The sequence below is a fragment of the Acinetobacter sp. WC-323 genome (assembly GCF_000314615.1).
Taxonomy (GTDB): Bacteria; Pseudomonadota; Gammaproteobacteria; order Pseudomonadales; family Moraxellaceae; genus Acinetobacter; species Acinetobacter courvalinii.
In genome coordinates this window covers 63,709-86,266 of the sequence record NZ_AMZS01000030.1, presented here as the reverse complement: position 1 = coordinate 86,266, position 22,558 = coordinate 63,709, and the positions used below count along the sequence as shown (strand labels likewise).

Annotated in this window: 20 protein-coding genes; 10 read left to right on the top strand and 10 right to left on the bottom strand. The window is 44.4% G+C overall.

The annotated features are described in order from the left end of the window. Positions 1–30: 30 nt before the first annotated feature. The 4 genes from ACINWC323_RS14010 to ACINWC323_RS14025 all read right to left on the bottom strand — a co-directional run bounded on the left by ACINWC323_RS14010 (position 31) and on the right by ACINWC323_RS14025 (position 3,317). Entirely contained in the window at positions 31–417 is a 387-nt protein-coding gene (locus tag ACINWC323_RS14010; protein ID WP_009509781.1) for a carboxymuconolactone decarboxylase family protein, read from the bottom strand. Between the two features lie 287 nt (positions 418–704). Then, positions 705–1,196, bottom strand: coding sequence for a flavin reductase (locus ACINWC323_RS14015; protein WP_009509767.1), 492 nt, complete (start codon positions 1,194–1,196; stop codon positions 705–707). Between the two features lie 87 nt (positions 1,197–1,283). Further along, on the bottom strand, positions 1,284–2,312 hold the full coding sequence (locus ACINWC323_RS14020) for a methionine synthase (protein WP_009509868.1): 1,029 nt from the start codon (positions 2,310–2,312) through the stop codon (positions 1,284–1,286). A gap of 36 nt (positions 2,313–2,348) precedes the next feature. Then, positions 2,349–3,317, bottom strand: coding sequence for a DUF1852 domain-containing protein (locus ACINWC323_RS14025; protein WP_005228639.1), 969 nt, complete (start codon positions 3,315–3,317; stop codon positions 2,349–2,351). Between the two features lie 387 nt (positions 3,318–3,704). Between ACINWC323_RS14025 and ACINWC323_RS14030 the strand changes: the two genes are divergently transcribed. Then, positions 3,705–5,114, top strand: coding sequence for a methylenetetrahydrofolate reductase C-terminal domain-containing protein (locus tag ACINWC323_RS14030; RefSeq protein ID WP_009509770.1), 1,410 nt, complete (start codon positions 3,705–3,707; stop codon positions 5,112–5,114). 106 nt (positions 5,115–5,220) lie between these two features. On the opposite strand, the gene ACINWC323_RS14035 is transcribed toward ACINWC323_RS14030, so the two are convergent. Further along, positions 5,221–5,913 carry a YidX family protein gene (locus ACINWC323_RS14035; RefSeq protein WP_009509858.1) on the bottom strand — a complete coding sequence of 231 codons (693 nt, stop codon included), beginning with the start codon at positions 5,911–5,913 and terminating at the stop codon, positions 5,221–5,223. 370 nt (positions 5,914–6,283) lie between these two features. On the opposite strand from ACINWC323_RS14035, the gene ACINWC323_RS14040 reads away from it, so the two are divergent. The 5 genes from ACINWC323_RS14040 (at position 6,284) to acnA (ending at position 13,544) form a co-directional block, all read left to right on the top strand. Further along, entirely contained in the window at positions 6,284–7,873 is a 1,590-nt protein-coding gene (locus ACINWC323_RS14040; RefSeq protein ID WP_005283326.1) for a peptide chain release factor 3, read from the top strand. Between the two features lie 125 nt (positions 7,874–7,998). Then, positions 7,999–8,823, top strand: a complete 825-nt coding sequence (locus ACINWC323_RS14045; RefSeq protein ID WP_009509797.1) for a hypothetical protein — start codon at positions 7,999–8,001, stop codon at positions 8,821–8,823. A 117-nt stretch (positions 8,824–8,940) separates the two neighbouring features. Continuing rightward, the gene (locus tag ACINWC323_RS14050; protein WP_009509792.1) at positions 8,941–9,849 is read left to right on the top strand and encodes an RsiV family protein; all 909 of its coding nucleotides are present in this window, start codon (positions 8,941–8,943) and stop codon (positions 9,847–9,849) included. 6 nt (positions 9,850–9,855) lie between these two features. Continuing rightward, on the top strand, positions 9,856–10,668 hold the full coding sequence (locus ACINWC323_RS14055; RefSeq protein ID WP_009509789.1) for a TatD family hydrolase: 813 nt from the start codon (positions 9,856–9,858) through the stop codon (positions 10,666–10,668). Between the two features lie 119 nt (positions 10,669–10,787). Further along, complete coding sequence (gene acnA, locus ACINWC323_RS14060) at positions 10,788–13,544, top strand: aconitate hydratase AcnA (protein ID WP_009509804.1); 2,757 nt, start codon at positions 10,788–10,790, stop codon at positions 13,542–13,544. A 45-nt stretch (positions 13,545–13,589) separates the two neighbouring features. Here the strand turns inward: acnA and ACINWC323_RS14065 are convergent, their stop codons facing one another. Next, positions 13,590–14,351 (bottom strand): hypothetical protein, encoded by a 762-nt coding sequence (locus tag ACINWC323_RS14065; RefSeq protein ID WP_009509799.1) that lies wholly within the window; start codon positions 14,349–14,351, stop codon positions 13,590–13,592. 283 nt (positions 14,352–14,634) lie between these two features. On the opposite strand from ACINWC323_RS14065, the gene ACINWC323_RS14070 reads away from it, so the two are divergent. Further along, positions 14,635–15,801 (top strand): MFS transporter, encoded by a 1,167-nt coding sequence (locus ACINWC323_RS14070; protein WP_032881184.1) that lies wholly within the window; start codon positions 14,635–14,637, stop codon positions 15,799–15,801. Between the two features lie 88 nt (positions 15,802–15,889). Then, entirely contained in the window at positions 15,890–16,654 is a 765-nt protein-coding gene (locus ACINWC323_RS14075; protein ID WP_009509795.1) for a tRNA threonylcarbamoyladenosine dehydratase, read from the top strand. Positions 16,655–16,670: 16 nt separating this feature from the next. Here ACINWC323_RS14075 and ACINWC323_RS14080 read toward each other — a convergent pair whose 3' ends face one another. The 4 genes from ACINWC323_RS14080 to ACINWC323_RS14095 form a co-directional block, all read right to left on the bottom strand. After that, positions 16,671–17,150: a CHAP domain-containing protein gene (locus ACINWC323_RS14080; protein ID WP_009509821.1), complete on the bottom strand. Its 480-nt coding sequence runs from the start codon at positions 17,148–17,150 to the stop codon at positions 16,671–16,673. A gap of 261 nt (positions 17,151–17,411) precedes the next feature. Then, positions 17,412–18,416, bottom strand: a complete 1,005-nt coding sequence (gene dusA, locus ACINWC323_RS14085; RefSeq protein ID WP_009509863.1) for a tRNA dihydrouridine(20/20a) synthase DusA — start codon at positions 18,414–18,416, stop codon at positions 17,412–17,414. A gap of 113 nt (positions 18,417–18,529) precedes the next feature. After that, on the bottom strand, positions 18,530–19,726 hold the full coding sequence (locus ACINWC323_RS14090; protein ID WP_009509810.1) for an MFS transporter: 1,197 nt from the start codon (positions 19,724–19,726) through the stop codon (positions 18,530–18,532). An 18-nt stretch (positions 19,727–19,744) separates the two neighbouring features. Further along, positions 19,745–20,164, bottom strand: coding sequence for a RidA family protein (locus ACINWC323_RS14095; RefSeq protein ID WP_009509864.1), 420 nt, complete (start codon positions 20,162–20,164; stop codon positions 19,745–19,747). A 68-nt stretch (positions 20,165–20,232) separates the two neighbouring features. Between ACINWC323_RS14095 and soxR the strand changes: the two genes are divergently transcribed. Together soxR and ACINWC323_RS14105 are read left to right on the top strand one after the other, a co-directional pair. Further along, positions 20,233–20,718: a redox-sensitive transcriptional activator SoxR gene (gene soxR / locus ACINWC323_RS14100; protein WP_155758127.1), complete on the top strand. Its 486-nt coding sequence runs from the start codon at positions 20,233–20,235 to the stop codon at positions 20,716–20,718. A gap of 706 nt (positions 20,719–21,424) precedes the next feature. Then, complete coding sequence (locus tag ACINWC323_RS14105) at positions 21,425–22,552, top strand: Re/Si-specific NAD(P)(+) transhydrogenase subunit alpha (protein ID WP_005228719.1); 1,128 nt, start codon at positions 21,425–21,427, stop codon at positions 22,550–22,552. Positions 22,553–22,558 lie beyond the last annotated feature (6 nt).

Sequence of the window (22,558 nt, the reverse complement as noted above, 5' to 3'; positions counted from 1 at the left end):
CCCTTTTACTGGCGAGCTTGTTCTTATTTGTTATTGTGAAGTCTGATATTCATTAATCACTTCAAGTGCTGCCCGAAAGGCTTCCTGAGTGGCGGGTGCGCCGCAATAAGGCAGGCTATGTAATAACACCTCCTGTATTTCCTCGACACTGGCGCCATTGTTTAACGCACCGCGAATATGTCCTTTCAGTTCGGTTGGACTTTTCAGTGCGGTCAGGAAGGCGATCGTGACCAGCGAGCGATATTTACGGGGCAATACACCTTCGCGTTGCCAGGTCGATCCCCAGGCATGCTCATTAATCCAGTCTTGCAACGGTTGCGTAAAAGGAACAGTATTGTCCTGTGCACGTTTTACAAATGATTCGCCCATGACTTCGGTACGAACTTTTAATCCATTTTCAAAATCTTGTTGTGACATATTTTTACTCTTTTAAGCATGCAACGGAAAGTGTGAGGTTGCGAAACCCTCTTCATCCTAACTGAATCATTCAGGAAGCTAAAGTCATTGCAATGGACTGATGGTTCTCGAGTTGAGTAAAGGAAATTTTCAAACAAGAAGATGTGTGATTCAATTTTGGGAGTACCTCAATTGTGGATAAGTGAAGCGATATCCACAAAGGCCACAGCCAATCATTTGAGTTGTTGCGATGCATGTCTGGAATAGATTTCGAATCGTGCAAAAGAGATCATGGACTGTTGTGTGAGTTAGGCGATTTCTGTCTGCCCGACGTGATGATAAGCACGATTAAAATAAACCAGACTGTGCTCATGCTGGCCTTGCTGAATGGCGACGATGCGGCAAATGAAAATGGTATGGGTTCCCACGGCCTGAACTTGTTCAATCTCACAATCAAAATTGACCAGTGCATCTTTTAATACCGGAGCACCGGTTTCTAACTCTGTCCAGACGCCATGTTTAAATCTTTCTTCCGGACTTAAGCGGGATGAAAATGCTGTAGAAATATGCTGATGTTGCGCGCTTAACACATTCACGCTTAATACTTTATTTTCTACAAAATGGACATGGGAACTGGATGCCTGATTCATACAGACCAGTAAGGTCGGTGGCGTATCGGTCACGCTACATACGGCAGAGGCCGTAAAGCCATAACGACCCGTCAAGCCAGCCGTGGTGATGACACTAACGGCACTGGTTAATAAAGACATTGCGTTTCTAAAGTCTGTCGCTTCAATCATCACGATACTCCCAAATCAAATCCGAGCTGTCTGAATAGAGCAAGGGCTACCTGTTGCAGCCCTTATCGATCCAAAGTTCGGTAAATATTAAGCGGAGAGTTCTCTGCGAACAATGTCTGCACCTGCACTTAAAGCATGCAGTTTGCCTGTGGCCACCTGACGTGATAACGGCGCCATACCACAGTTGGTTGAAGGGTAGAGCTTGTCTGCATCGACAAACTGAAGCGCTTTACGCAGGGTATCTGCAACTTGCTCAGGTGTTTCGATCTGATTGGTGGCAACGTCAATTGCACCCACCATCACTTTCTTGCCACGAATCAGTTCAATCAGATCCATAGGCACACGAGAGTTCTGACATTCGAGTGAGATGATGTCGATTTTAGATTGTTGTAGCTTTGGAAACGCTTCTTCGTATTGGCGCCACTCTGAACCCAATGTCTTTTTCCAGTCGGTATTGGCTTTGATGCCATAACCATAGCAAATGTGAACTGCGGTTTCACATTTCAGCCCTTCCAGTGCACGCTCTAAAGTTGCCACGCCCCAGTCATTTACTTCATCAAAGAACACATTAAATGCAGGCTCATCAAACTGAATAATATCAACACCGGCAGCTTCGAGTTCTCGTGCTTCCTGATTCAGGATTTTAGCGAATTCCCACGCCAGCTTTTCGCGGCTTTTGTAATGACCATCATAAAGTGTATCAATCATGGTCATCGGGCCAGGCAGTGCCCATTTGATTGGCTGACTGGTTTGCTGACGTAAAAACTTGGCATCTTCCACAAACACCGGCTTTTGACGAGATACGGCACCGACCACTGATGGCACACTTGCATCATAGCGGTTACGGATACGCACGGTCTCACGTTTTTCAAAATCGACGCCGTCCAGATGTTCAATAAAGGTGGTGACAAAATGCTGGCGGGTCTGTTCACCATCGCTGACGATATCAATACCGGCATGGCGTTGTTCTTGTAAGGACAGGCGCAATGCATCCTGTTTGCCTTCAATTAACTGCTGATCTTGCAACTTCCAAGGTGACCAGAGTTTTTCAGGTTCGGCCAGCCAAGACGGTTTTGGTAAGCTGCCAGCAGTTGAAGTCGGTAATAATCGTTTCATAATCAATAATCTTGTTTATCTAGGTGAATTAAAAAATTAATTTGCAGCCCATTGCTGAAGAATCGTGTGGTAAGGCTTAATGAACTGTTCTTCAGTAAATTTGCCTTGTTTAATCGCCAACTGGCTGCGCTCTTCCCGGTCATAAACAATACGAGTTAATGAATAGTCCTGATGCTTCAAGCTTGGCTGGTAGGTTTTTCCTGCGACTGAATTCGCGTTATAAATCTCTGGGCGGTAGATTTTCTGGAAGGTTTCCATGGTACTAATCGTGCCGATCAGTTCCAGGTCAGTATAATCATCCAGCAGATCACCGCGATGGTAAAAGGCCAACGGCGCCACGCTATTTGGCGGCATGAAATAGCGAACTTTTAAGCCCATTTTCTCGAAATACTGATCTGTTAACGAATATTCATCCTGCTGATATTCCACGCCCAGCACCGGATGCTGATTTGCAGTTTGATGATAAGTCTTGCTGCTGGAAACGCTGAGGCAAATCACCGGCGATTTATGGAAGTTACTGTTATAGGTATTTGAGTCCAGGAATGATTTAAAGATTTTCCCGTGCAATTCACCATAGTTTTCTGGAAGGCTAAATTGCGCTTTGTCTTTATTATGTTCCAGCAGTAACACACTAAAATCATAATCGCGCACATATGAGGAAAAATTGTTTCCGACAATACCGTCAAAGCGTTGATTATTCTTATGATCCACAATATTGGTTTTCAGGATTTCAATGGTCGGGAAGGTCTCACCTTTACCTTCAACATCAATATCAACCGAAATGATTTCAAGTTCGACAGAATAACGGTCTGCTGTCGGGTTATCCCAATGCGCCAGACTATTAAAACGGTTGTTAATCATTTTTAAGGTATTGCGCAGATTCTCTTGACGACTTTCACCTCTGGCCAAATTGGCAAAGTTGGTGGTAATTCGCGTATTGTCTGAGGGCTGATAGTTTTCATCGAAACTAATGCGCTTAATCGTAAATGTAAACTCTTTGCTCATGATGATCTGATACCCTAAATTCTGAGATAAAACCTTATTGCTTCGTTGCCCTTTCCGGATGTTCCAATTTTTTTGGAGTCTCCCAGTCAATCGGATTTTTCAGTCGATTCTGTTATTTGCCAAAGTGGCTTCATCAGAATCAATCCTCAGATTGTCTCGTGTGAAGAGCATGCAGTAATTTATACTTGAAACATGACATGAATAAAAATGATTTTGTTTCACTGAAAAGTGAGTGAAATTCATGTTTGCAATTTTTATGCGCTCTCACGGCCATTTCACGACCTCAGAAATCGTAAAACTTTCCTCCGGTTTACTTTCAAGGTATATCCCTTATAATTTCAGGTCTGCGCTACGGCCCAGAATTCTCCCTTTTTAAATTTTTTCATTATGTCTTTATTTTCTCAGTGCTTAGAGCAGAAGCAATTCTGTATTCTGGTGGAATATCTATGTTCTAACCGTGATACGCCCGCAGTTCCCTCAAGCCTGGCTGGCTATCCAGCCATGATGACGTTGGCTGATCGTGTGCATAGCGATGAAGACCCTGCACCATTAGAGTTGGCACAAAAATACGCGCCTGAGGTTGAAAAACTTTTGCATTTTTCAGGTAAAGGTCGGGATATTCAAGAATTTGAACACTTTCTCGATCAGGCCGAGCAGCGTGGATATCACAACCTGCTTTTACTAAGCGGCGATAAACTGAAGAATCATAATTTTGGCCGGGAGATTCCGGCGCAACGGACTCGTTATCTCGAGTCTGTGAATGCTGTGATGGCAGCCAAACAACGGCATCTGTTTAATATCGGCGTGGCTTTTAATCCATTTAAATATACTGAGGCTGAGCGGGATGCCCAATATCTGAAACTGCATAAAAAGATCAAAGCAGGCGCAGACTTTCTGATTACCCAGCTTGGATTTGATCTGGATTGTCTTCAGCACAGCCAATCCTTTATCTCTCAGCATTATAAACAATTCCCTTTAATTGCCTGCGTCATGCCGCTGAGCTTAAAACGCGCGCAATTTATGCTGAAACATCAGGTCGCCGGACTGGTGATTCCAGCGCATATTGTGCATGTCCTGAAAAGTGAATACGAGGCTGATCCTGTTCAGGCGGAAGCAAATGTCTATGCGCGTTGTGCGTTGCAGATCCTGATCTGTAAACATCTCGGTTTTGTTGGAGTGCATTTATCAGCTTGTCATAAGCCACAAGAACAACAAAAACTGGAACAGTTTTTAAAGCAATATGAAAGCTGGTCTTTAGCAGCCTGTGAAAAAGCCTGGAAAGACCTGTGGAAAATGGATTCAGGACTTGAACTTAAACCTGAGCTGGCCACTTTTTCAAAACCTGTCCCACCAGCCCAGATTTTTAAATATAAGCAAATGCATTTAATGCATCAGCTTTTTTTTGCATCTCATGCGGCGCTCGGGATTGGGCGTTTTATTTTTAAAGCCAATTTCTGGAATAAAGCTCGGCCTGATCAGCTTTTATTGAAAATGGAACATTGGAGCAAACATCCACTGGTGGGCTGTGAAAGTTGTGGGCACTGCCGTCTGGATGACACGCTGTATATCTGCCCTGAAACCTGTCCCAAAGGGCTTGCCAATGGTCCCTGTGGCGGGACAAGTTTAGACCGGTGCGAGTTTGGTGACCGAGAGTGTATCCATTCGGTCAAAGCCCGACTGGCGAAGCGCCTAGATCAAACCGAGGTGTTGAGAAGTAAACTGATCCCTGCGATTTCAATTGAAACCCGCTATACCAGTTCATGGAAAAACTGGTTTAAACACTCAGAATCACATTGATTGTCGGCATTGTTCAAGTCTGTTCTTTACAAGACAGTTGCAGCGTAGGGCAATGCAATGCCACGCATCATTTTTATGGCTGCAATTAGACCTGAGCAAGCGCCTCTTAATGCCATTCTAATTTTCCCCCTGACAGTAGCGTCGCGCCTAAGACAACCGGCACATAAATCACCGCACCAACGATCGCCAAAGGCACAATCGCGACCCCTGTGGCGACATCTTTGGCTTTCTTCTTGAAATTGCCCTGATGATGTTGTTCCACTTTTTTCACGATGGAAATTGGATAGGGCTGTTTTAATTGATAGGGAATGGCTTGTTGATTGGCAACCTGTTGATAGATTTGCCCAGAAAGATCAATCGATGCTAAAGGATATTCACAGTTTTCAATTGGAACTAATGCCGAAGTACAGTGAGTGGTGGTTTGGGTAAAGCCCAAGGCCTTTAATTGCTGATATTCACTGGCTGGTAGCAGGCCGATGGGTTGATTATAACGAAGTCTTAAGGTGCTTTTAAACTGGGTATCAGACAGCATTTCAAATTGTATTGGTAGTTGATTCATCAAGGAGCGTCGCTCAGGACGCGTATGCTGAATGATATTAAAGACAGTAGCACCGCCCTGATCCGCGATGTAGGTATAACGTTCTCCAGCAAAAACAATCTGCTGCTGGGTTGGGGTGGCCATTTTTCCAATCGCAATAATTTTATCCTGAAGCACGGGGTGGTATGTATATTGAGGCGGAAGCGTTGAACAGGCAGTTAAACTGGTCAGGGTCACAAGCGTGAATAGTTTTTGAGCCATATTGTGTGGTATCTATTTTATTGAACTTATAAGCCTTTAATTATAGATGAATTTCGTGAATTTCTCTCATTGACTTTAGCCGCAGTAATTCCCACTCAACATGTGTTGTTGAGCGAGATCTGAGCATGCCGAAAAGTTAAAATGATGAACTGGGGGAGAGCGGTTGCAGATGCTGGCGATGATGCAAGATCAACCGGTTCTGGAAACTGCGGATACAACTGCTCCTGTTTAGCGGGCAGCCTTTCAACAATCAATCAATATTTTCTTTAAATCTGCTACAATTGCGCCAATTTTAAATTCTTTCGCACGCTCTCTGCCTCTATCTCCATTTGCAGATACAGAGGGGTGCACAAAATTGTAGATTTTTCGCATGTTTAAAGATGAATTAGCGGCACAGGTTGCCCAACGACGCACATTTGCGATCATTTCCCACCCCGATGCGGGTAAGACCACCATGACAGAGAAACTGCTGTTATGGGGGAAGGCCATTCAGGTTGCGGGGATGGTAAAAAGCCGTAAGTCTGACCGTTCTGCTACATCCGACTGGATGGAAATGGAAAAAGAGCGTGGCATTTCGATTACCACCTCAGTGATGCAATTCCCTTATAAAAAGCACACCATCAACCTGCTGGATACACCGGGACATGAAGACTTCTCGGAAGATACCTATCGTACCTTGACGGCAGTTGACTCGGCACTTATGGTGATCGATGGCGCCAAAGGTGTCGAAGAACGAACCATTAAATTGATGGAAGTGTGTCGTATGCGCGACACGCCAATCATTTCATTCGTCAACAAAATGGACCGTGAAATCCGTGAGCCATTGGAATTGCTGGATGAAATTGAAAGTGTCCTGAACATCCGTTGCGTACCGATCACCTGGCCTTTGGGGATGGGACGTGACTTTGCGGGTGTCTATAACCTGCTAGAAGACAAGCTTTATGTTTATAAAGCTGGTTTTGGTTCAACCATTACCGATATCGATGTTCGTGATGGTTATGATCATCCGGATATCCGTGAAAAAGTGGGTGAGTTGGCATGGGCTTCTTTTGAAGAATCCCTTGAGCTGGTGCAGATGGCCAATGAACCACTGGACCGTGAATTATTCTTGCAAGGCAAGCAAACTCCTGTTCTGTTTGGTACCGCATTGGGTAACTTTGCCGTGGACCATGTTCTGGATACCTTTATTAACTGGGCACCAGAACCGAAAGCACATCCAACTCAAGAACGTATGGTTGAAGCCAAAGAAGAAGGTTTCACTGGCTTTGTGTTTAAGATTCAGGCCAACATGGACCCGAAACACCGTGACCGGATTGCTTTCATGCGTATTTGCTCAGGTAAATATGAAAAAGGCCTGAAAATGAATCATGTACGTATCGGTAAAGACGTGCGTATCAGTGATGCATTGACGTTCCTTGCGGGTGAGCGTGAGCATCTGGAAGAAGCTTGGCCGGGGGATATCATTGGTTTGCACAACCACGGTACTATCCAGATTGGTGATACCTTTACCAGCGGTGAAAGCTTGCACTTTACCGGTATTCCACACTTCGCACCGGAAATGTTCCGCCGTGTACGCTTGAAAGATCCTTTGAAATCGAAGCAATTGCAAAAAGGTTTGAAAGAGTTATCTGAAGAAGGGGCAACTCAGGTATTCATGCCACAAATCAGTAATGACCTGATTGTCGGTGCAGTCGGTGTGTTACAGTTTGATGTGGTGGCCTATCGCTTAAAAGAAGAATATAAGGTGGACTGTATTTATGAGCCGGTGAGTGTTCATACGGTGCGCTGGATTCACTGTGATGATGACAAAATCCTGAATGAGTTTAAGAAGAAGGCACATGATCAGCTTTCAGTTGATGGTGGCGGTCACTTAACTTATCTGGCGCCAAGCCGTGTTAACTTGCAGTTGATGCAAGAACGCTGGCCAGATATCCAGTTCCGTAACACACGAGAACATTAGAATCTCCCTAAATCCCTCTTTATGAAAGAGGGACTTTATCACGAGTCCTAAAAATATTTAATTCGTGATACTCCTCCCTTTTTATAAAGGGAGGTTGGGAGGGATTAAAATAAAAGGATGATGAAATGAATGCTTTAAAACCACTTTTTGCTGTCAGTGTCTTGATTGGAGTGATGGCTTTAACCGCATGTGATCATCCAGATAAAAATAAAGCCGATACCGCCGAAAGTAAACCGGCTGCGGTACCAGTTGAAAAAGCTGAAGTGCTGCCGTACTTAAATATGAAAGAGGCCAAGGCGGACTATGCCTTGCCATTTTGTGAAAAGAAAAACTGTATTGATGTCGATATCCAGACGGTAAAAACGCAGGATGAATGGCTAAATGCATGGATTGCAAAAAATCAGTCCAAGGTGATCCAGCAGCAAATTGAACTGGATAAAAACCTGACGCTGCAACAGGCCATTAATGCCTATGTGAAAAAGTCAGATGAGTGGCAGGACAAGTATTCTAAAAATAAGGCCTATGAACTGCATCTGAATACCCGGATTGCTTCACAGCGCAATCAATATGTGCTGTTACAGGTGGGAGTTAATGCCCAGCAAGAAGATCTTGCGGTGAAAGATCGCTTCTATTTCTTTGTGGCAGATCGCAAGTTGCAAAAGAGTCTGAGCGTGCTGGATGTGATCCAGAAAAATCAGCAAAATGCCTTAAATGATATTGTGCAGGCGCATTATCAACAATGGATTGCAAAACAATCGGCAGAAGTGAAAAAACAGGTACCGAAAAAACTGTATTGGGGGCAGGCGGACTGGTTCTTTGATGGTGAGGGTATCGGTTTACATTATCGGGCCAATGAAATCAGTAAAGATGCCCCGCAACTGGATATTTATTTAACCACTGAACAGACTCGGCAGATGCTGCAAGCTGAGATTTATCAGCAGATGTTTTGATTCTTTAGATTGACTTTTTTAAATTTCGTATAGAAATTGCATGTGCTTCTAGCAGTTTTGCATTAACTTCGATAGCATTTAAAAATCTTGTGTAATAACAATGCTTATAGGTCTCAGATGAAAACATTTTATAAATATAGCGTTCTTGCATGTGCTGTTTTGCTTGCAGCCTGCCAGCCTAAATCGGAGCCAAAACAATCACAGGATAAGCCGCAAGATCCACCTGCGGTACAACAGCAGGCTGAACCGGTTTTACAAGGCGAAACGGTTAAGATTCCGGTAAAACTCCCTGAATGTAAGGGCAATACCTGTCCTGACTTTACGGTTGAGCGTTTGCAAAGTAATTTCCCGTTTATCGATCAGTTGCTTGATCAGCAAATTCTTGAACAGCTTGGCAAAATGCTTGAGGTGGTCGATGCGGATGCACCGGCTGCTTCAACCGCAAAAAGCACTGGGGCGAAATCCGATCTGGACAGTCAGGCACAGTTATATGCTGATTCATTTGTCAAAATTGATGAAGAGTTAAAAGCGTTAAGTAGCAGCCACCAGATCAGCTTAATGATCAAGCCGAAGATCTTGCAGCCGAAAGGTAAACTGGCAACCGTAGTCCTGAATAGCAGCAGTTATTTAGGTGGGGCGCATGGCGCAACTTCGCAGCGTTATTACAACTTTGATCTGGCAAATCAGAAACAGGTACAGTTGCAGGATCTGTTATTGCCAAAACAGAAAGCGACCTTGGACAAGCTGGCTCATGACGCATTTAAAACCTGGATTGTGGATTCAAAACTGGCCACAGATCCTAAGGAATACGAACAGGCTTGGCCATTTCAGGTGACAGATAATTTCTTATTGGGCGAACAGGGCTTGATCCTGCAATATGGTGAATATGATATTGGCCCGTATGTGGTCGGTTTGCCGCGTCTGGTGATTCCATTTAGTGAATTACAAGGGGTATTGAAACCTGAATATTTGCCAAAAGTGGACGCGCCGGCTGCCTCTACACCTGTCGCAAATGAGAACAAGTAAGCGCTGATGCAACTGTTCGATACCCATACCCATTTTGATGTTGCCGATTTTGATCATGATCGGCAACAGCTGGCTGTGCAGGCCAAACGGGTGGGGGTCGAGGCATTGGTATTAATCGGGTTTCTGCAATCACGATTCGATGAGCTGATTCAGACCCATCAGCAATTACAAGGCTGGGAGCATGTACCGCAGTCTTATCTGGCGCCCGGTTTACATCCCTTTTATATCGAACAGCATCAGCCAGAACATTTACAGGATTTAGAACAGGTGTTGCAGCAGCTTGATTGTGTAGCAGTCGGTGAAATTGGTCTGGATACCTTTTTAAAACAGCATAAACAGCCAGAACTGTTTGCCAAACAGCAGCATTATTTTATTGAGCAATTACAACTTGCCAAGCAATATCAAAAACCGGTGCTGTTGCATATCCGTAAAGCACATGCTGAAACCATTGCGGTTTTAAAGGCGCAAAAATTCAAGTTAGGCGGGATTGCCCACGCTTTCAGTGGCGGTGTTGAGGAAGCCAAAGCCATGATCAAGCTGGGCTTTAAAATCGGCATCACCGGACAAATTACCAATCCAAATGCCAAAAAACTGCATCAGGTGGTGCATGCCATTGGTCCCGAACATCTGGTGATTGAAACCGATTGCCCAGATATGACGCCGTTGTGCTGTCAGACTTCAACCGAACATCGGACCCGCAATACGCCTGTCAATTTACCTTATGTGTTAGACAGCTTGGCGCAAATACTTGAGCTGCCCCAAGCACAGCTTGCCAGGCAATTGTGGCAAAACTCATGTGCAGCCTTGCATCTCGGATAACAACCATAATCCCGTTAAAAATAAGGTAACTAAAAGGGAACACATCCATTTCCAAACAGGGTTACATTAAACAGAGAACTTCATAATAAACAATCAGCCAATACTGGGAGGGTAACCTGATGGCCAGATATAGCAAAATCAATAGTTTCAATGCATTACAAACACTTACCGTCGGTTCTAAATCTTATCAAATTTTTAACCTTCCGCAAGCAGCACAGACACTGGGTAATATTGACCGCCTACCCAAGTCACTCAAGGTTTTGCTAGAAAATTTACTGCGCTTTGAAGATGGAAAAAGTGTAAAAGTCGAGCATATTCAGGCGCTGGTGGACTGGCAGAAAAGCAAACGTTCAGATCAGGAAATTCAATATCGTCCTGCCCGGGTATTGATGCAGGATTTCACCGGTGTACCTGCGGTAGTCGATCTGGCTGCCATGCGTGCAGCCATGGCGCAGGCCGGGGGGGATCCAAACCGGATTAATCCGCTTTCCCCGGTGGATCTGGTTATTGACCATTCGGTGATGGTGGATCATTTCGCCAATGATCAGGCTTTTGCCGAGAATGTCGAAATTGAGATGCAACGTAACGGTGAGCGTTATCAATTCCTGCGTTGGGGGCAGTCTGCGTTTAATAACTTTAGCGTGGTACCTCCGGGCACTGGAATTTGTCATCAGGTTAATCTGGAATATCTGGCACAAGCGGTGTGGCTAGGAGAAGATGAAGGGCTGGATTTTGCGTTTCCAGATACCTTGGTCGGCACAGATTCGCATACCACCATGATTAACGGATTAGGTGTGCTTGGTTGGGGCGTTGGCGGGATTGAGGCCGAAGCGGCCATGCTGGGGCAACCGGTATCGATGTTGATTCCGGAAGTGATCGGTTTCAAATTAACCGGCAAACTGAACGAAGGCATTACTGCAACCGATCTGGTGTTGACCATTACCCAGATGCTACGTCAAAAAGGCGTAGTGGGTAAATTTGTAGAGTTCTATGGCGATGGTCTGGCCGATTTGCCTTTGGCGGACCGTGCCACCATTGCCAATATGGCGCCAGAGTATGGCGCGACCTGCGGTTTCTTCCCGATTGATGAAGTTACACTCGGCTATTTAGCCCTGACAGGCCGTCAACAACAACGCATTGATCTGGTTGAGGCCTATAGCAAGGCACAGGGCCTATGGCGTAATGCCGGAGATGAACCGGTTTTCACTGATACTCTGAGTCTGGATATGAGCACGGTACAAGCCAGTCTGGCTGGACCAAAACGTCCGCAAGATCGTGTATTACTGTCCGATGTACCGAAAACCTTTAATGCCCTGATGGAACTGACACTAAAACCAGCGAAAGAAGCCAAAGAACGTCTGGAAAATGAAGGTGGCGGCGGTACGGCGGTAGAGGCACAGAAAGCCAATCTAGGGCATGAACAGCCGTCTTGTACCATTGATGGAAAATCTTATCCTTTAAATGATGGTGATGTCGTCATTTCTGCGATTACCTCGTGTACCAATACCTCTAACCCAAGCGTGATGCTGGCTGCGGGTTTGCTGGCCAAAAAAGCAATCGAGAAAGGCTTGCAGCGTAAACCCTGGGTTAAAAGCTCACTGGCACCCGGCTCTAAAGTAGTAACCGATTATCTGGCAGCAGCAGGTTTAACCCCTTATCTGGATCAATTGGGTTATAACCTGGTGGGTTATGGGTGTACCACCTGTATCGGTAACTCGGGGCCGTTGCCTGACCCGATTGAAGCCGCCATTCAGTGTCATGACTTAAATGTGGCATCGGTACTGTCAGGTAACCGTAACTTTGAAGGGCGTGTGCATCCACTGGTGAAAACCAATTGGCTGGCATCACCACCGCTGGTCGTGGCCTATGGTTTAACCGGCAACATCCGGACTGACTTAACCATGCAACCGATTGGGCAAGGCAAAGACGGACAGGATGTTTACTTAAAAGATATCTGGCCAAGCCAGTCCGAAATTGATGCCGTGCTACAGAAAGTGAATACCGAGATGTTCCATAAGGAATATGCTGCGGTGTTTGATGGCGATGCGACCTGGCAAGCGATTCAGATTCCACAGAGCCAGACTTATGCTTGGCAAAATAATTCCACTTATATTCGCCATCCGCCATTTTTTGAGGAGATTAACCAGCCGCCGAAAGCCATCGCTAATATTGAACAGGCCAATATTCTGGCGGTACTGGGAGACTCGGTCACCACCGATCATATTTCACCTGCGGGTAATATCAAGAAAGACAGTCCTGCCGGGCGTTATTTACAGGATCAGGGCGTTGAACCAAAAGACTTTAATTCCTATGGATCGCGACGTGGTAACCACGAAGTGATGATGCGCGGTACCTTTGCCAATATCCGCATTAAAAACGAGATGCTGGGTGGTGAAGAGGGTGGTAATACCCTGTATATTCCGACAGGCGAAAAAATGTCGATTTACGATGCCGCCATGCGTTATCAGCAACAGCACACACCATTGGTGATTATTGCAGGTAAGGAATATGGGACTGGCTCATCACGCGACTGGGCTGCCAAGGGAACTAACTTACTGGGTGTCAAAGCCGTAATTGCCGAAAGTTTTGAACGGATCCATCGCTCGAATCTGGTGGGGATGGGCGTGTTGCCATTGCAGTTTGTGGATGGGCAAACGCGTCAATCCCTGAACTTAACTGGGCATGAAACCATTTCTATCCATGGCTTGTCCGATGATATTCAACCGCACCAGACACTGGATGTTGAGGTCGTTCGGAAAGATGGTAGTCAGGCCAAATTTAAGGTGCTATGTCGAATCGATACCTTGAATGAAGTGGAATACTTTAAGGCAGGCGGTATTCTGCATTATGTTTTACGCAATTTGATTGCTGCTTAATTGAAGTGAGCCCTGTGCATTTACAGGGCTTTTTCATTTCAGAATTTAGCTAAATCTAAATAACTTCTTTAGGCTAAAGCTCGGCTTCAACGACCAAACACCCCAACGATTAAAATATAGTGAGTCTTCCTCGAAAAAATCACTCGATTGTTTTTTGTGAAGTTTTAATACTTCTGCGCCTTCTTCTACAGAAAAAGTTTGATTCTCTAACAGGGTTGGATTCTCTATCAGTAAATAGAGTAAAAACTGATTCAAGACATAGGAGGCATGTTCTACTTTTAAGTTGATACAGCCGTCAGCTTTACCAAATTGATGCATACCACAAGAATAAAGTGAGTCCTGATCGAAAACAGTGGGAATAAATGCTTTATATAAATCAAATAGATTCTCTGCATCAAAGTTCAGCCAGTCTGCTCGAAGATGAGTCACTCCAGACGTTTCAACTTTAATGGCTAATCCACCGGCTTTGAGTAGTGCTTGACCCAGTAACAGTGCTTGTTGTGCTAAGGCTATTGATCCGGCTTTGCAAATCACATAAACCACCATCTGATGTTGCTCGATTTGTTGTAGTTCTTGTTCTGAAAAACGATCCATACTCTGCTGCCTAAATACCTGACTTACACTAGGATCGTTTTTATGCTCTTCAATTTCAGCAAAATAATCACTGGCTAATGCTTTAATGATTAGTCCTGCATAAATATAGCCTGTGTCATGGGTCAATAGCGCCTGTAATAAGGCTGAATGATTTTGCCAGATACCTGGAATACATAAGATAATGTCCTGTTGATCTTGTTTATCCATAATCATATTTTCGAATCAATTATTTTTTTATCATACAATACTCCTTATTAAACTCAGCCTTTATTTGCGATGTAGTTACTCAAAATACATGAGAAATTTGTTTTAAATGGTGGAGTGATCTCTTTTAAATTAAATCTATTTGGGCTGCCAATTGTTGGTATTAAGACTTTCTTGAGTGTGGTTATATCTCCCAGTAAATTGTTGAAAAAGATGAAGGTGGTTCTTTATCTTTTTTATTTAAATTTGAGCTGTTTAGGATTAAGGTGTTGGTATTCAATCATTCAGGAAGATGGTTTTGAACCAGTTACCGCGATATGTTTATTATTTATTGGTTGCCCAAGCATTTAATTTAGTTGCAGCAGTATTGTCGGTCACAGTTTCAGCCATTGTCGGTTTAAAACTTGCGCCCACGCAGGCCTTGGCGACCATACCCTATGGCTTGCAATTTCTGGCCATGTTACTGACGACGTTTATCTTTTCATTTCTGATGAAAAAACTGGGTCGACATATCGTATTCCAGTTTGGATGCATTTGTCTTTTCTTCGCGGGCGTACTGGGCTATCTGGCCTTACAACGCGAACAGTTTGATCTATTGTGTCTCAGTCATTTTTCGCTGGGTTTATTCATTTCCACAGCTAACTTTTACCGTTTTGCAGCTTCGGATCGTCTGGCGCCAGATTTAATTCCAAAGGCGACGGCGATGGTGATTTCGGGCGGTGTGGTTGCGGCTGTGATTGCACCAATGTTGGCAATTCAGTTTCAACAGCTACAAGGCTTACCTGATTTTACCGCGATCTATTGTATTTTCAGTGTGCTGGCGCTGTTGCTATCACCCATTTTATATCTCTGGAATCGCAAGTTTAAATTACAACAAGCCCAGCAGGGGGTAACTGATTTAATACCGCGCGCCAAACTCCCGGTCAACCTGATTGCTGCTGCCATGATCAGTGGTGCATTTGCCTATTATGTGATGAATGTCATGATGATTATGTCTTCCTTACAGTTAAAGCAACATCATAGCTTTCATTACGCCTCAATCTCGATCCAGTTGCATGTTCTGGCCATGTTTATTCCTTCGTTCTTTGTGTCGAAGCTGATCCAGCGCTGGGGAATCAATCGCACGATTTATACGGGTTTTATTTTACTGATGTTGTCCTCTTTGATTCCGATGCTCGGTCAAAAGGGAATTTATATGAATGTTGCATTAATTGTGCTGGGTGTGGGCTGGAACTTCGCCTATTCAGGTGCTTCGACTTTACTGGCTGGATTAAACGAACAGCAAAAGCATCGCGTACAAGGGCTGAATGAAACCATGATTGCCTTGTGCGCCACCTTGGGTGCATTCTTGCCAGCACCGATTTTGACCCAACTGGGCTGGATGAATGCCAACCTGCTGGCTTTAGTGTTGAGTGCCGCTATTTTTGTCATATTTATTGTGCTCAGCCGACGCAGCTAATCGATAACAGGTGGTTTATCTTCCTCACCCAAACCGACTAAAACACGTTAAAATAACGCTTTGCTGAACTGTATAGATCACTGCTGATATGACTGATATACCTGTAAATGATGAATATGACCGCCGTTTTGCTGGTGTGGCCAAAATTTATGGAGAAGATGCCTTTGCCCATTACGAGCAAAGCCATGTCATGGTCATCGGCATTGGTGGTGTGGGTAGTTGGGCCGTGGAAGCACTGGCACGTACAGGGATTGGCGAACTCACCTTGGTGGATATGGATGTGGTTGCGGCATCAAACATCAACCGTCAATTGCCTGCAATGAGTTCGACACTGGGACAAGAGAAAATTGAAGTGATGGCTGAACGTTGCCGTCAAATTAATCCACGCATGAAAGTGAATGTGATTGATGACTATCTCACACCCGAAAATGTCAAAGAAATCCTTAATCCGGTGCCGACCCTCATTTTAGATTGTATTGATGACGTCAAAGCCAAGCTTGCCTTGATGTTGCATTGTCGCTTTAACAAGATTCCCTTGATTGTTTCCGGCGGTGCAGGCGGTAAGCTGGATCCGCTGAAAATCCGTGTCGCAGACTTATCCAAGACTGAGCAAGACCCAATGTTGGCAAAGTTGCGTACCCAACTTCGTTCCATGGGCATTTGCAAAAAGCCAAAAGAGAAATTTGGCATCACTTGTGTTTATTCGATCGATAATCCATTTTCGAGTGCAGAGGTATGTCCAAGTGCGGGTCTACGTTGTGGAGGCTATGGTTCAGCCGTAGTGGTGACGTCAAGTTTTGCGATGGTTGCCGTTGCGGAAGTCCTGAAGAAGCTGGATAAAATCAGGACTTAAATTCTTATTAGATTGATTATGCTTGTGGATATTGCGGTGCTAAGCGGTAATAGCTGTAAGTGACATTGGGATCTTTATAAACGTCATAGCTGCTCTGTTTAAAATCAGAGACCCACTGTGAACCGGTAAAGCCGGCAATGTGACCGTAACGATGCTTTTTGGTGCGGTGAATAATATAAATATCACCTGGCTGAGGATTGTTAAACTCAGGGCTAATCTGCTGATAACCGATCTGTTGTAAGGTGCGTCCCCAGTCCGAAGCGGCAACAGGGTGTTGTACGATATTGGCACCTGCAGACTGTAAAGCGATTCTGACAAATTTGGCACATTGAGATGAGCTGCGATAAGACGCGCGTTTAGCCAGTTTTTGCGAGAATTTACTCACATCAATTGCTGGTACTGATGGCGCCTTCGGCATTTCTCGATAAGGAATAACCACCTGCTGAGCAGGGGGGTGAATCATACTGTGATCAACTGAAGGTACATCATAAATCATTGTGAATCTCTACCGCATTTTCAAAACAACTGAACGTGTGCCAGAATCTATTACGCGGCACATGGTAAGCGATAAATCTCAAAAAAACCAAAATGTAATGTAATAATATAACGAATTTTCGAATTTATAATGAATTCTTAATCAATATTTATTGAAGATTTACTTAATTATAAGCAAGTTATGTGACACACAATAAAAAATTTCAGATTTGTAAAATCATATTTCACAGTGTGAAGTATGTCACGTTTTTAGGAGGTTCACTCAGGCTTGATGCTCTTTCAGATAATCTTCGGTACGCTGCATGGCGGCCTGAATATTTTGAATGGCCGTTTCAATATCGGTGATGGTTTTTGCATTGCCGCCACTGAGTGCCTGACGCCATTTTCGTGCGCCCGGCAAGTTCTGGAATAGACCTAAAATATGACGGGTGATAATCGATAATGGAGCGCCTTCTGCAACGCGTTGATGAATATATGGCATCATTTGCTGCATAATCTCAAAACGATCAGGTGCTTCCAGATTCCAGAGTTGCCCCATTTCCGCCAATAAATATGGATTATGGTAGGCCTCACGACCAATCATCACACCATCAACATGCTGTAAATGCTGCTGGGTTTCTGCAAAGGTTTTAATCCCGCCATTGATTTCAATGGTCAGGTGAGGGCGTTCCAGTTTCAGACGATACACATCTTCATAACGTAAAGGGGGAACATCCCGGTTTTCTTTTGGTGATAAACCTTGCAAGATCGCAATACGCGCATGCACGATAAAATGCGTACAACCTGTTGCTGCGACAGTATCGACAAAATGCAGCATTTCTTCATAAGACTGCATATCATCAATCCCGATGCGGTGTTTTACCGTTACCGGAATCGATACGGCTTTTTGCATGCTATGAATACATTCGGCGACCAGTTGAGGCTCCGCCATCAGGCAAGCACCAATTTTATTGTTTTGTACACGGTCGCTAGGACAGCCGACATTCAAGTTGACTTCATCATAACCCCAATCCTCTGCCATTTTGCTACAGGTCGCGAGTTCTTGTGGATTTGAACCACCCAGCTGTAACACGATCGGGTGTTCTTCTTTGTTGAAGTCGAGATGACGATTGGCACCGCCGTAAATAATCGCACCTGTCGTCACCATTTCGGTATAAAGCACCACATTGGGGTTAAACAGGCGTGCAAAGAAACGATAGTCTTTTGTTGTCCAATCCATCATTGGCGCAACGGAAATACGTGGCTTTAATGATTCTAGTGATGGCATAAACGGCTCTCGGATGTGGACAAGAAAAGAAAGGGCAGCATTATACGAGTTTTAGGAAAATTTCACCAATGCCGATCCCGATCACTTCAATTTTTAAGCATAAACAGCCAGATTCAAGACGTTACAATCTGGTTTCGCTTGGTTGCAACATAATCTATAAAACTAAATAGCATGCAGGCCAATACCAGACTGATGCCTGCCAGACAGGTTGCACTCCAGCCACCATGATTCCAGGCAAAAATTCCCAAAGCCGAACCGCCAGCGCCACCAGTGAAGTAGGCGGTCATATAAATGGCATTAATCCGTGATTTGGCATCGGGGCGTAACCGGAAAATAATACTCTGGTTACTGGTATGGACTAATGCTAAAGCTAACTGGATTAATGCAAATCCAAGAATATAGCTCACTAAAACCGTTTGACCGAAATAGAAAAATATCCAGCTGAGAATGAATAAGGCACAACCGATCCAGGTCAGTCGGCTGGTATAGCCCTGATCTGCATATTTACCAATATATTGGGTAGAAAGCGCCCCAAAAATACCGACCAGTGGCACCATACCAATCAGCAGGTCTTGTAGATGATGGGCTGAAGTCAGCAACAGGGCGATGGTTGAATATAAAATACTGACCGCGGCAAAGGCAAAACCCCCAGCAAGTGCGCGCAACACCAAACGCTTTTCTTGCTTCAGCAGTTGCGCCATGGAGACAAAAACCTGACCATAATTCAGCTTCATACGCATGACATAAGGCAGGCGGCTTTTTAAGGCATAGGCCAGAATCAACATCAGAATGCCACTGACCACATAAATGACTTTCCAGTGAAACAGGTTGGAAAATAATCCTGCAAGACTGGTTGAAAGCAAGATACCGACCAGTAAACCACTCATCAAAAAGCCAATCACTTCGCCTGTTTTTTCAGGTTTTACCGTCATGGTGGCCAGCGGAATCAGCACTTGAGCTGCCACTGAAAACAGGCCAGCCATCACCGTGCCCAACCACAACATCGGTAAATTTACTGAAAAGGCACTGATGAATAAGCCAATAGCACATAATCCCATCAATAAAGGAATAAATCGGGTTTTATTAACCACATCGCCCATTGGCACAATGAACAACAGGCCGAGTGCATAGGACACTTGCGCAAAGGTGACGGTTAGGGCTGCCTGACCTTCGCTCACCGAAAAATATTGCTGAATCGAATGAATCAAGGGTTGGCTATAATAGTTGGCGCCCGCACATAAACCGCACGCTGCCGCCATAAACCAAAGTAAAGTTTTATTTTGACTGATATCTTCTTGAGGGATAGACATAGGATTCTCTGTTCTGATTTATGCGGTATAAGCGGTAGCTTCGATTTCGACTTGCATGTTTTCTAGGGCTAGCGCAGGTACAGGAATCAGGGTGCAGGCTGGAAATGCCTGATTGTTCCATAAAGCTTGCATGATCGCGACCAGCGCCTGAAGCTTGTCAGCATCATGATTGACGACCAGAATACGTAGCACGGCAATATCTGACAGCTGGGCCTGGGCTGAAGCTAAAGCCTGCTGAATATTATAGAAGACTTGTTGTACCTGTTGGTCAAAATATTCTGACAGCTCGCCATTTTTATTTTCGCCACCCTGACCTGCAATATGAATCATCCGCATATTGGGCTTTACAATCGCGACATGACTATAACCATTGTGATGCGGGTCATAGAGTGCATCGGGGTTGATTAATTGAAATGCATCTGTATGGGGCTGATTCATGGCTAAAACTCATTCTTGTTGCTGTGGTATGTTAGTATCAAAGCTCAAGTTAACTAGAGGTCAAGCAGATTTTGAAACAACAATTACAGACTTGGCTGAGTATCGGCGAACTGGCGAAAAGAAGTGGTGTTTCAGTGCCAACCATCCGTTTTTATGAAGAAAGAGAATTGATCTGGGGCACGCGAACCGCAGGGAACCAACGCCGTTATCAACGGGCGATGTTGAGAAGGATTGCGATTATTAAAGCAGCCCAGCAAGTCGGGATCAGCTTGCAACAGATGAAAGAGAGTTTTGCAACCCTGCCGAAGCAGCAAGTGGCCACAAAAAAAGATTGGCAAGTCATGTCACAACAATGGCAGGGACAACTCGATCAGCAAATCATGATGTTGCTTCAGCTACGTCAACAACTAGATCAATGTATTGGTTGTGGCTGCCTGTCTTTGCAACAATGTCCATTAAGAAACCCAGAAGATTGTCTCGCAGAAGAGGCGATGGGGGCACATTTTCAGGAAATTTTATTATTGCTGAACCAGAAGGATGAAGCGAATCATTGAACTGTTTAATTTTTGCACCAATATTGTGCAAAAATACGGCTTTTGCTAGACAAAACCATACAAATATCACTTGAAAAAATGCCTGCTCAAGTTTTTACATTTCTTTTTGGTTTTTCTGAGGGTTTATCTCAATTCAATTCAGATTTATTGATAAGAGAATTTGTCATTTCATCACAAGTCATCCAGCAAGTATTGCTGACACATTCATAAAGAAGTCGCCGAAACGACCAAGAGAAAAGCAAGAGAAGCCAATCCCACTCCCCAGCAGCATGTCTATGATGCTGATTCAACCCATTATTTTTGAATAGCCACAATAAAAACCAAAGGACTATCAACCGAACTTGGTTCAAGGCTGTTCAAGAGAAGGATGAGGAGTAAATTTGTTGAATAAATGCCGTATGGGTGTACCTTCTGGTACGGAATACCGCAATTAAAACTGAACGGATCGCTTGGAGACTGATCAAAATTTCATATTAAGAATATATGAATGGAGAGCTTTGCTTTTCAAAAAGACAAACATGCTGAGCATACAAGTTTTCAATATAAATGTGAATCATCAGTTCAAAATATGGGTATTTATTAAATAAATATTGGGTGGAAATTTAAAAAACTTCCATTAGAATCCAAATTTCTACAAAGAATACTCCTGGGGGAAACATTGCTATTGGCGATGTTTACTTAAGAAAAACTAGCTTGAGGGACGCTCATGCAGATCGGAATCCCAACCGAAACTGTCGCTGGTGAAAGTCGTGTAGCGGCTACACCGGAAACAGTGAAGAAGTTGATTAACGCAGGTCATAGCGTTGTCATTGAACGTGGTGCTGGTGTTAAAGCTGCGTATATTGACAGTGCTTATGAACAAGTTGGCGCAACCATTACGGACGATGCATATACAGGTAGCCAAATTATTTTGAAGGTACGTGCCCCTAAAGGCGACGAAATTCAAAAACTTGCGGCGAATACGACTGTGGTTGCAATGTTTGACCCTTACCGCAATCCAGAATTAGACCAGTTTGCTGCTCAGCAAGTGTCTGCTTTTGCTTTGGAACTACTTCCACGTACGCTGTCTCGCGCACAAAACATGGACGTACTTTCTTCTCAGGCAAACTTGGCAGGCTATAAGTCTGTATTGTTAGCAGCGGCTGAATATCAACGTATGTTCCCAATGTTAATGACCGCAGCAGGCACAGTAAAACCTGCCCGTGTTGTGATTATGGGTGTTGGTGTTGCTGGTCTTCAGGCGATTGCGACTGCGAAACGTTTAGGTGCTGTTGTGGAAGCAACAGACTTACGTCCGACCGCAAAAGAGCAAGTTGAATCTCTAGGCGGCAAATGGCTAGACGTACCAATGTCAGATGAAGAAAAACAACGTGCTGCTGAAGCTGCGAAAAGCGGTTATGGTTGGCAGCCGGGTGAGCAATACATCAAAGATCAAGCTGCGATTGTCGATAAAGCTGTATCAAATGCTGACATCGTAATCACCACTGCATTGATTCCAGGTCGTAATGCGCCGCGTTTAATTAAAGCTGAAACCGTTGCCAAAATGAAACCGGGTTCTGTCATTTTAGATATGGCTGTTGAAACGGGTGGTAACGTTGAAGGTTCTAAAGAAGGCGAAACGGTTACAACTGAAAATGGCGTGAAAATTTTGGGTATCCCAAACATTCCAGGTACGGTTGCAACAGAAGCATCGGCATTGTATGCGCGTAACGTTTTTAACTTCCTTGAGACATTATTCGACAAAGACAAAGGCTTTGCGATTAATCAGGAAGATGAAATCCAGAAAGCGTTACTTGTGGCACATGGCGGTCAAGTACTGCTCAAGCGCGGTTAAGGAGAG

Coding starts and splice junctions, on each gene's coding strand:
- ACINWC323_RS14040 (WP_005283326.1), top strand. CDS start 6,284: ATGTTTAAAGATGAATTAGCGGCACAGGTTGCCCAACGACGCACATTT.
- dusA (WP_009509863.1), bottom strand. CDS start 18,416: ATGCCATCACTAGAATCATTAAAGCCACGTATTTCCGTTGCGCCAATG.
- ACINWC323_RS14015 (WP_009509767.1), bottom strand. CDS start 1,196: ATGATTGAAGCGACAGACTTTAGAAACGCAATGTCTTTATTAACCAGT.
- ACINWC323_RS14095 (WP_009509864.1), bottom strand. CDS start 20,164: ATGAATCAGCCCCATACAGATGCATTTCAATTAATCAACCCCGATGCA.
- ACINWC323_RS14050 (WP_009509792.1), top strand. CDS start 8,941: ATGAAAACATTTTATAAATATAGCGTTCTTGCATGTGCTGTTTTGCTT.
- acnA (WP_009509804.1), top strand. CDS start 10,788: ATGGCCAGATATAGCAAAATCAATAGTTTCAATGCATTACAAACACTT.
- ACINWC323_RS14020 (WP_009509868.1), bottom strand. CDS start 2,312: ATGAAACGATTATTACCGACTTCAACTGCTGGCAGCTTACCAAAACCG.
- ACINWC323_RS14055 (WP_009509789.1), top strand. CDS start 9,856: ATGCAACTGTTCGATACCCATACCCATTTTGATGTTGCCGATTTTGAT.
- ACINWC323_RS14075 (WP_009509795.1), top strand. CDS start 15,890: ATGACTGATATACCTGTAAATGATGAATATGACCGCCGTTTTGCTGGT.
- ACINWC323_RS14105 (WP_005228719.1), top strand. CDS start 21,425: ATGCAGATCGGAATCCCAACCGAAACTGTCGCTGGTGAAAGTCGTGTA.
- ACINWC323_RS14035 (WP_009509858.1), bottom strand. CDS start 5,913: ATGGCTCAAAAACTATTCACGCTTGTGACCCTGACCAGTTTAACTGCC.
- ACINWC323_RS14080 (WP_009509821.1), bottom strand. CDS start 17,150: ATGATTTATGATGTACCTTCAGTTGATCACAGTATGATTCACCCCCCT.
- ACINWC323_RS14065 (WP_009509799.1), bottom strand. CDS start 14,351: ATGATTATGGATAAACAAGATCAACAGGACATTATCTTATGTATTCCA.
- ACINWC323_RS14030 (WP_009509770.1), top strand. CDS start 3,705: ATGTCTTTATTTTCTCAGTGCTTAGAGCAGAAGCAATTCTGTATTCTG.
- ACINWC323_RS14070 (WP_032881184.1), top strand. CDS start 14,635: ATGGTTTTGAACCAGTTACCGCGATATGTTTATTATTTATTGGTTGCC.
- ACINWC323_RS14025 (WP_005228639.1), bottom strand. CDS start 3,317: ATGAGCAAAGAGTTTACATTTACGATTAAGCGCATTAGTTTCGATGAA.
- ACINWC323_RS14010 (WP_009509781.1), bottom strand. CDS start 417: ATGTCACAACAAGATTTTGAAAATGGATTAAAAGTTCGTACCGAAGTC.
- ACINWC323_RS14090 (WP_009509810.1), bottom strand. CDS start 19,726: ATGTCTATCCCTCAAGAAGATATCAGTCAAAATAAAACTTTACTTTGG.
- ACINWC323_RS14045 (WP_009509797.1), top strand. CDS start 7,999: ATGAATGCTTTAAAACCACTTTTTGCTGTCAGTGTCTTGATTGGAGTG.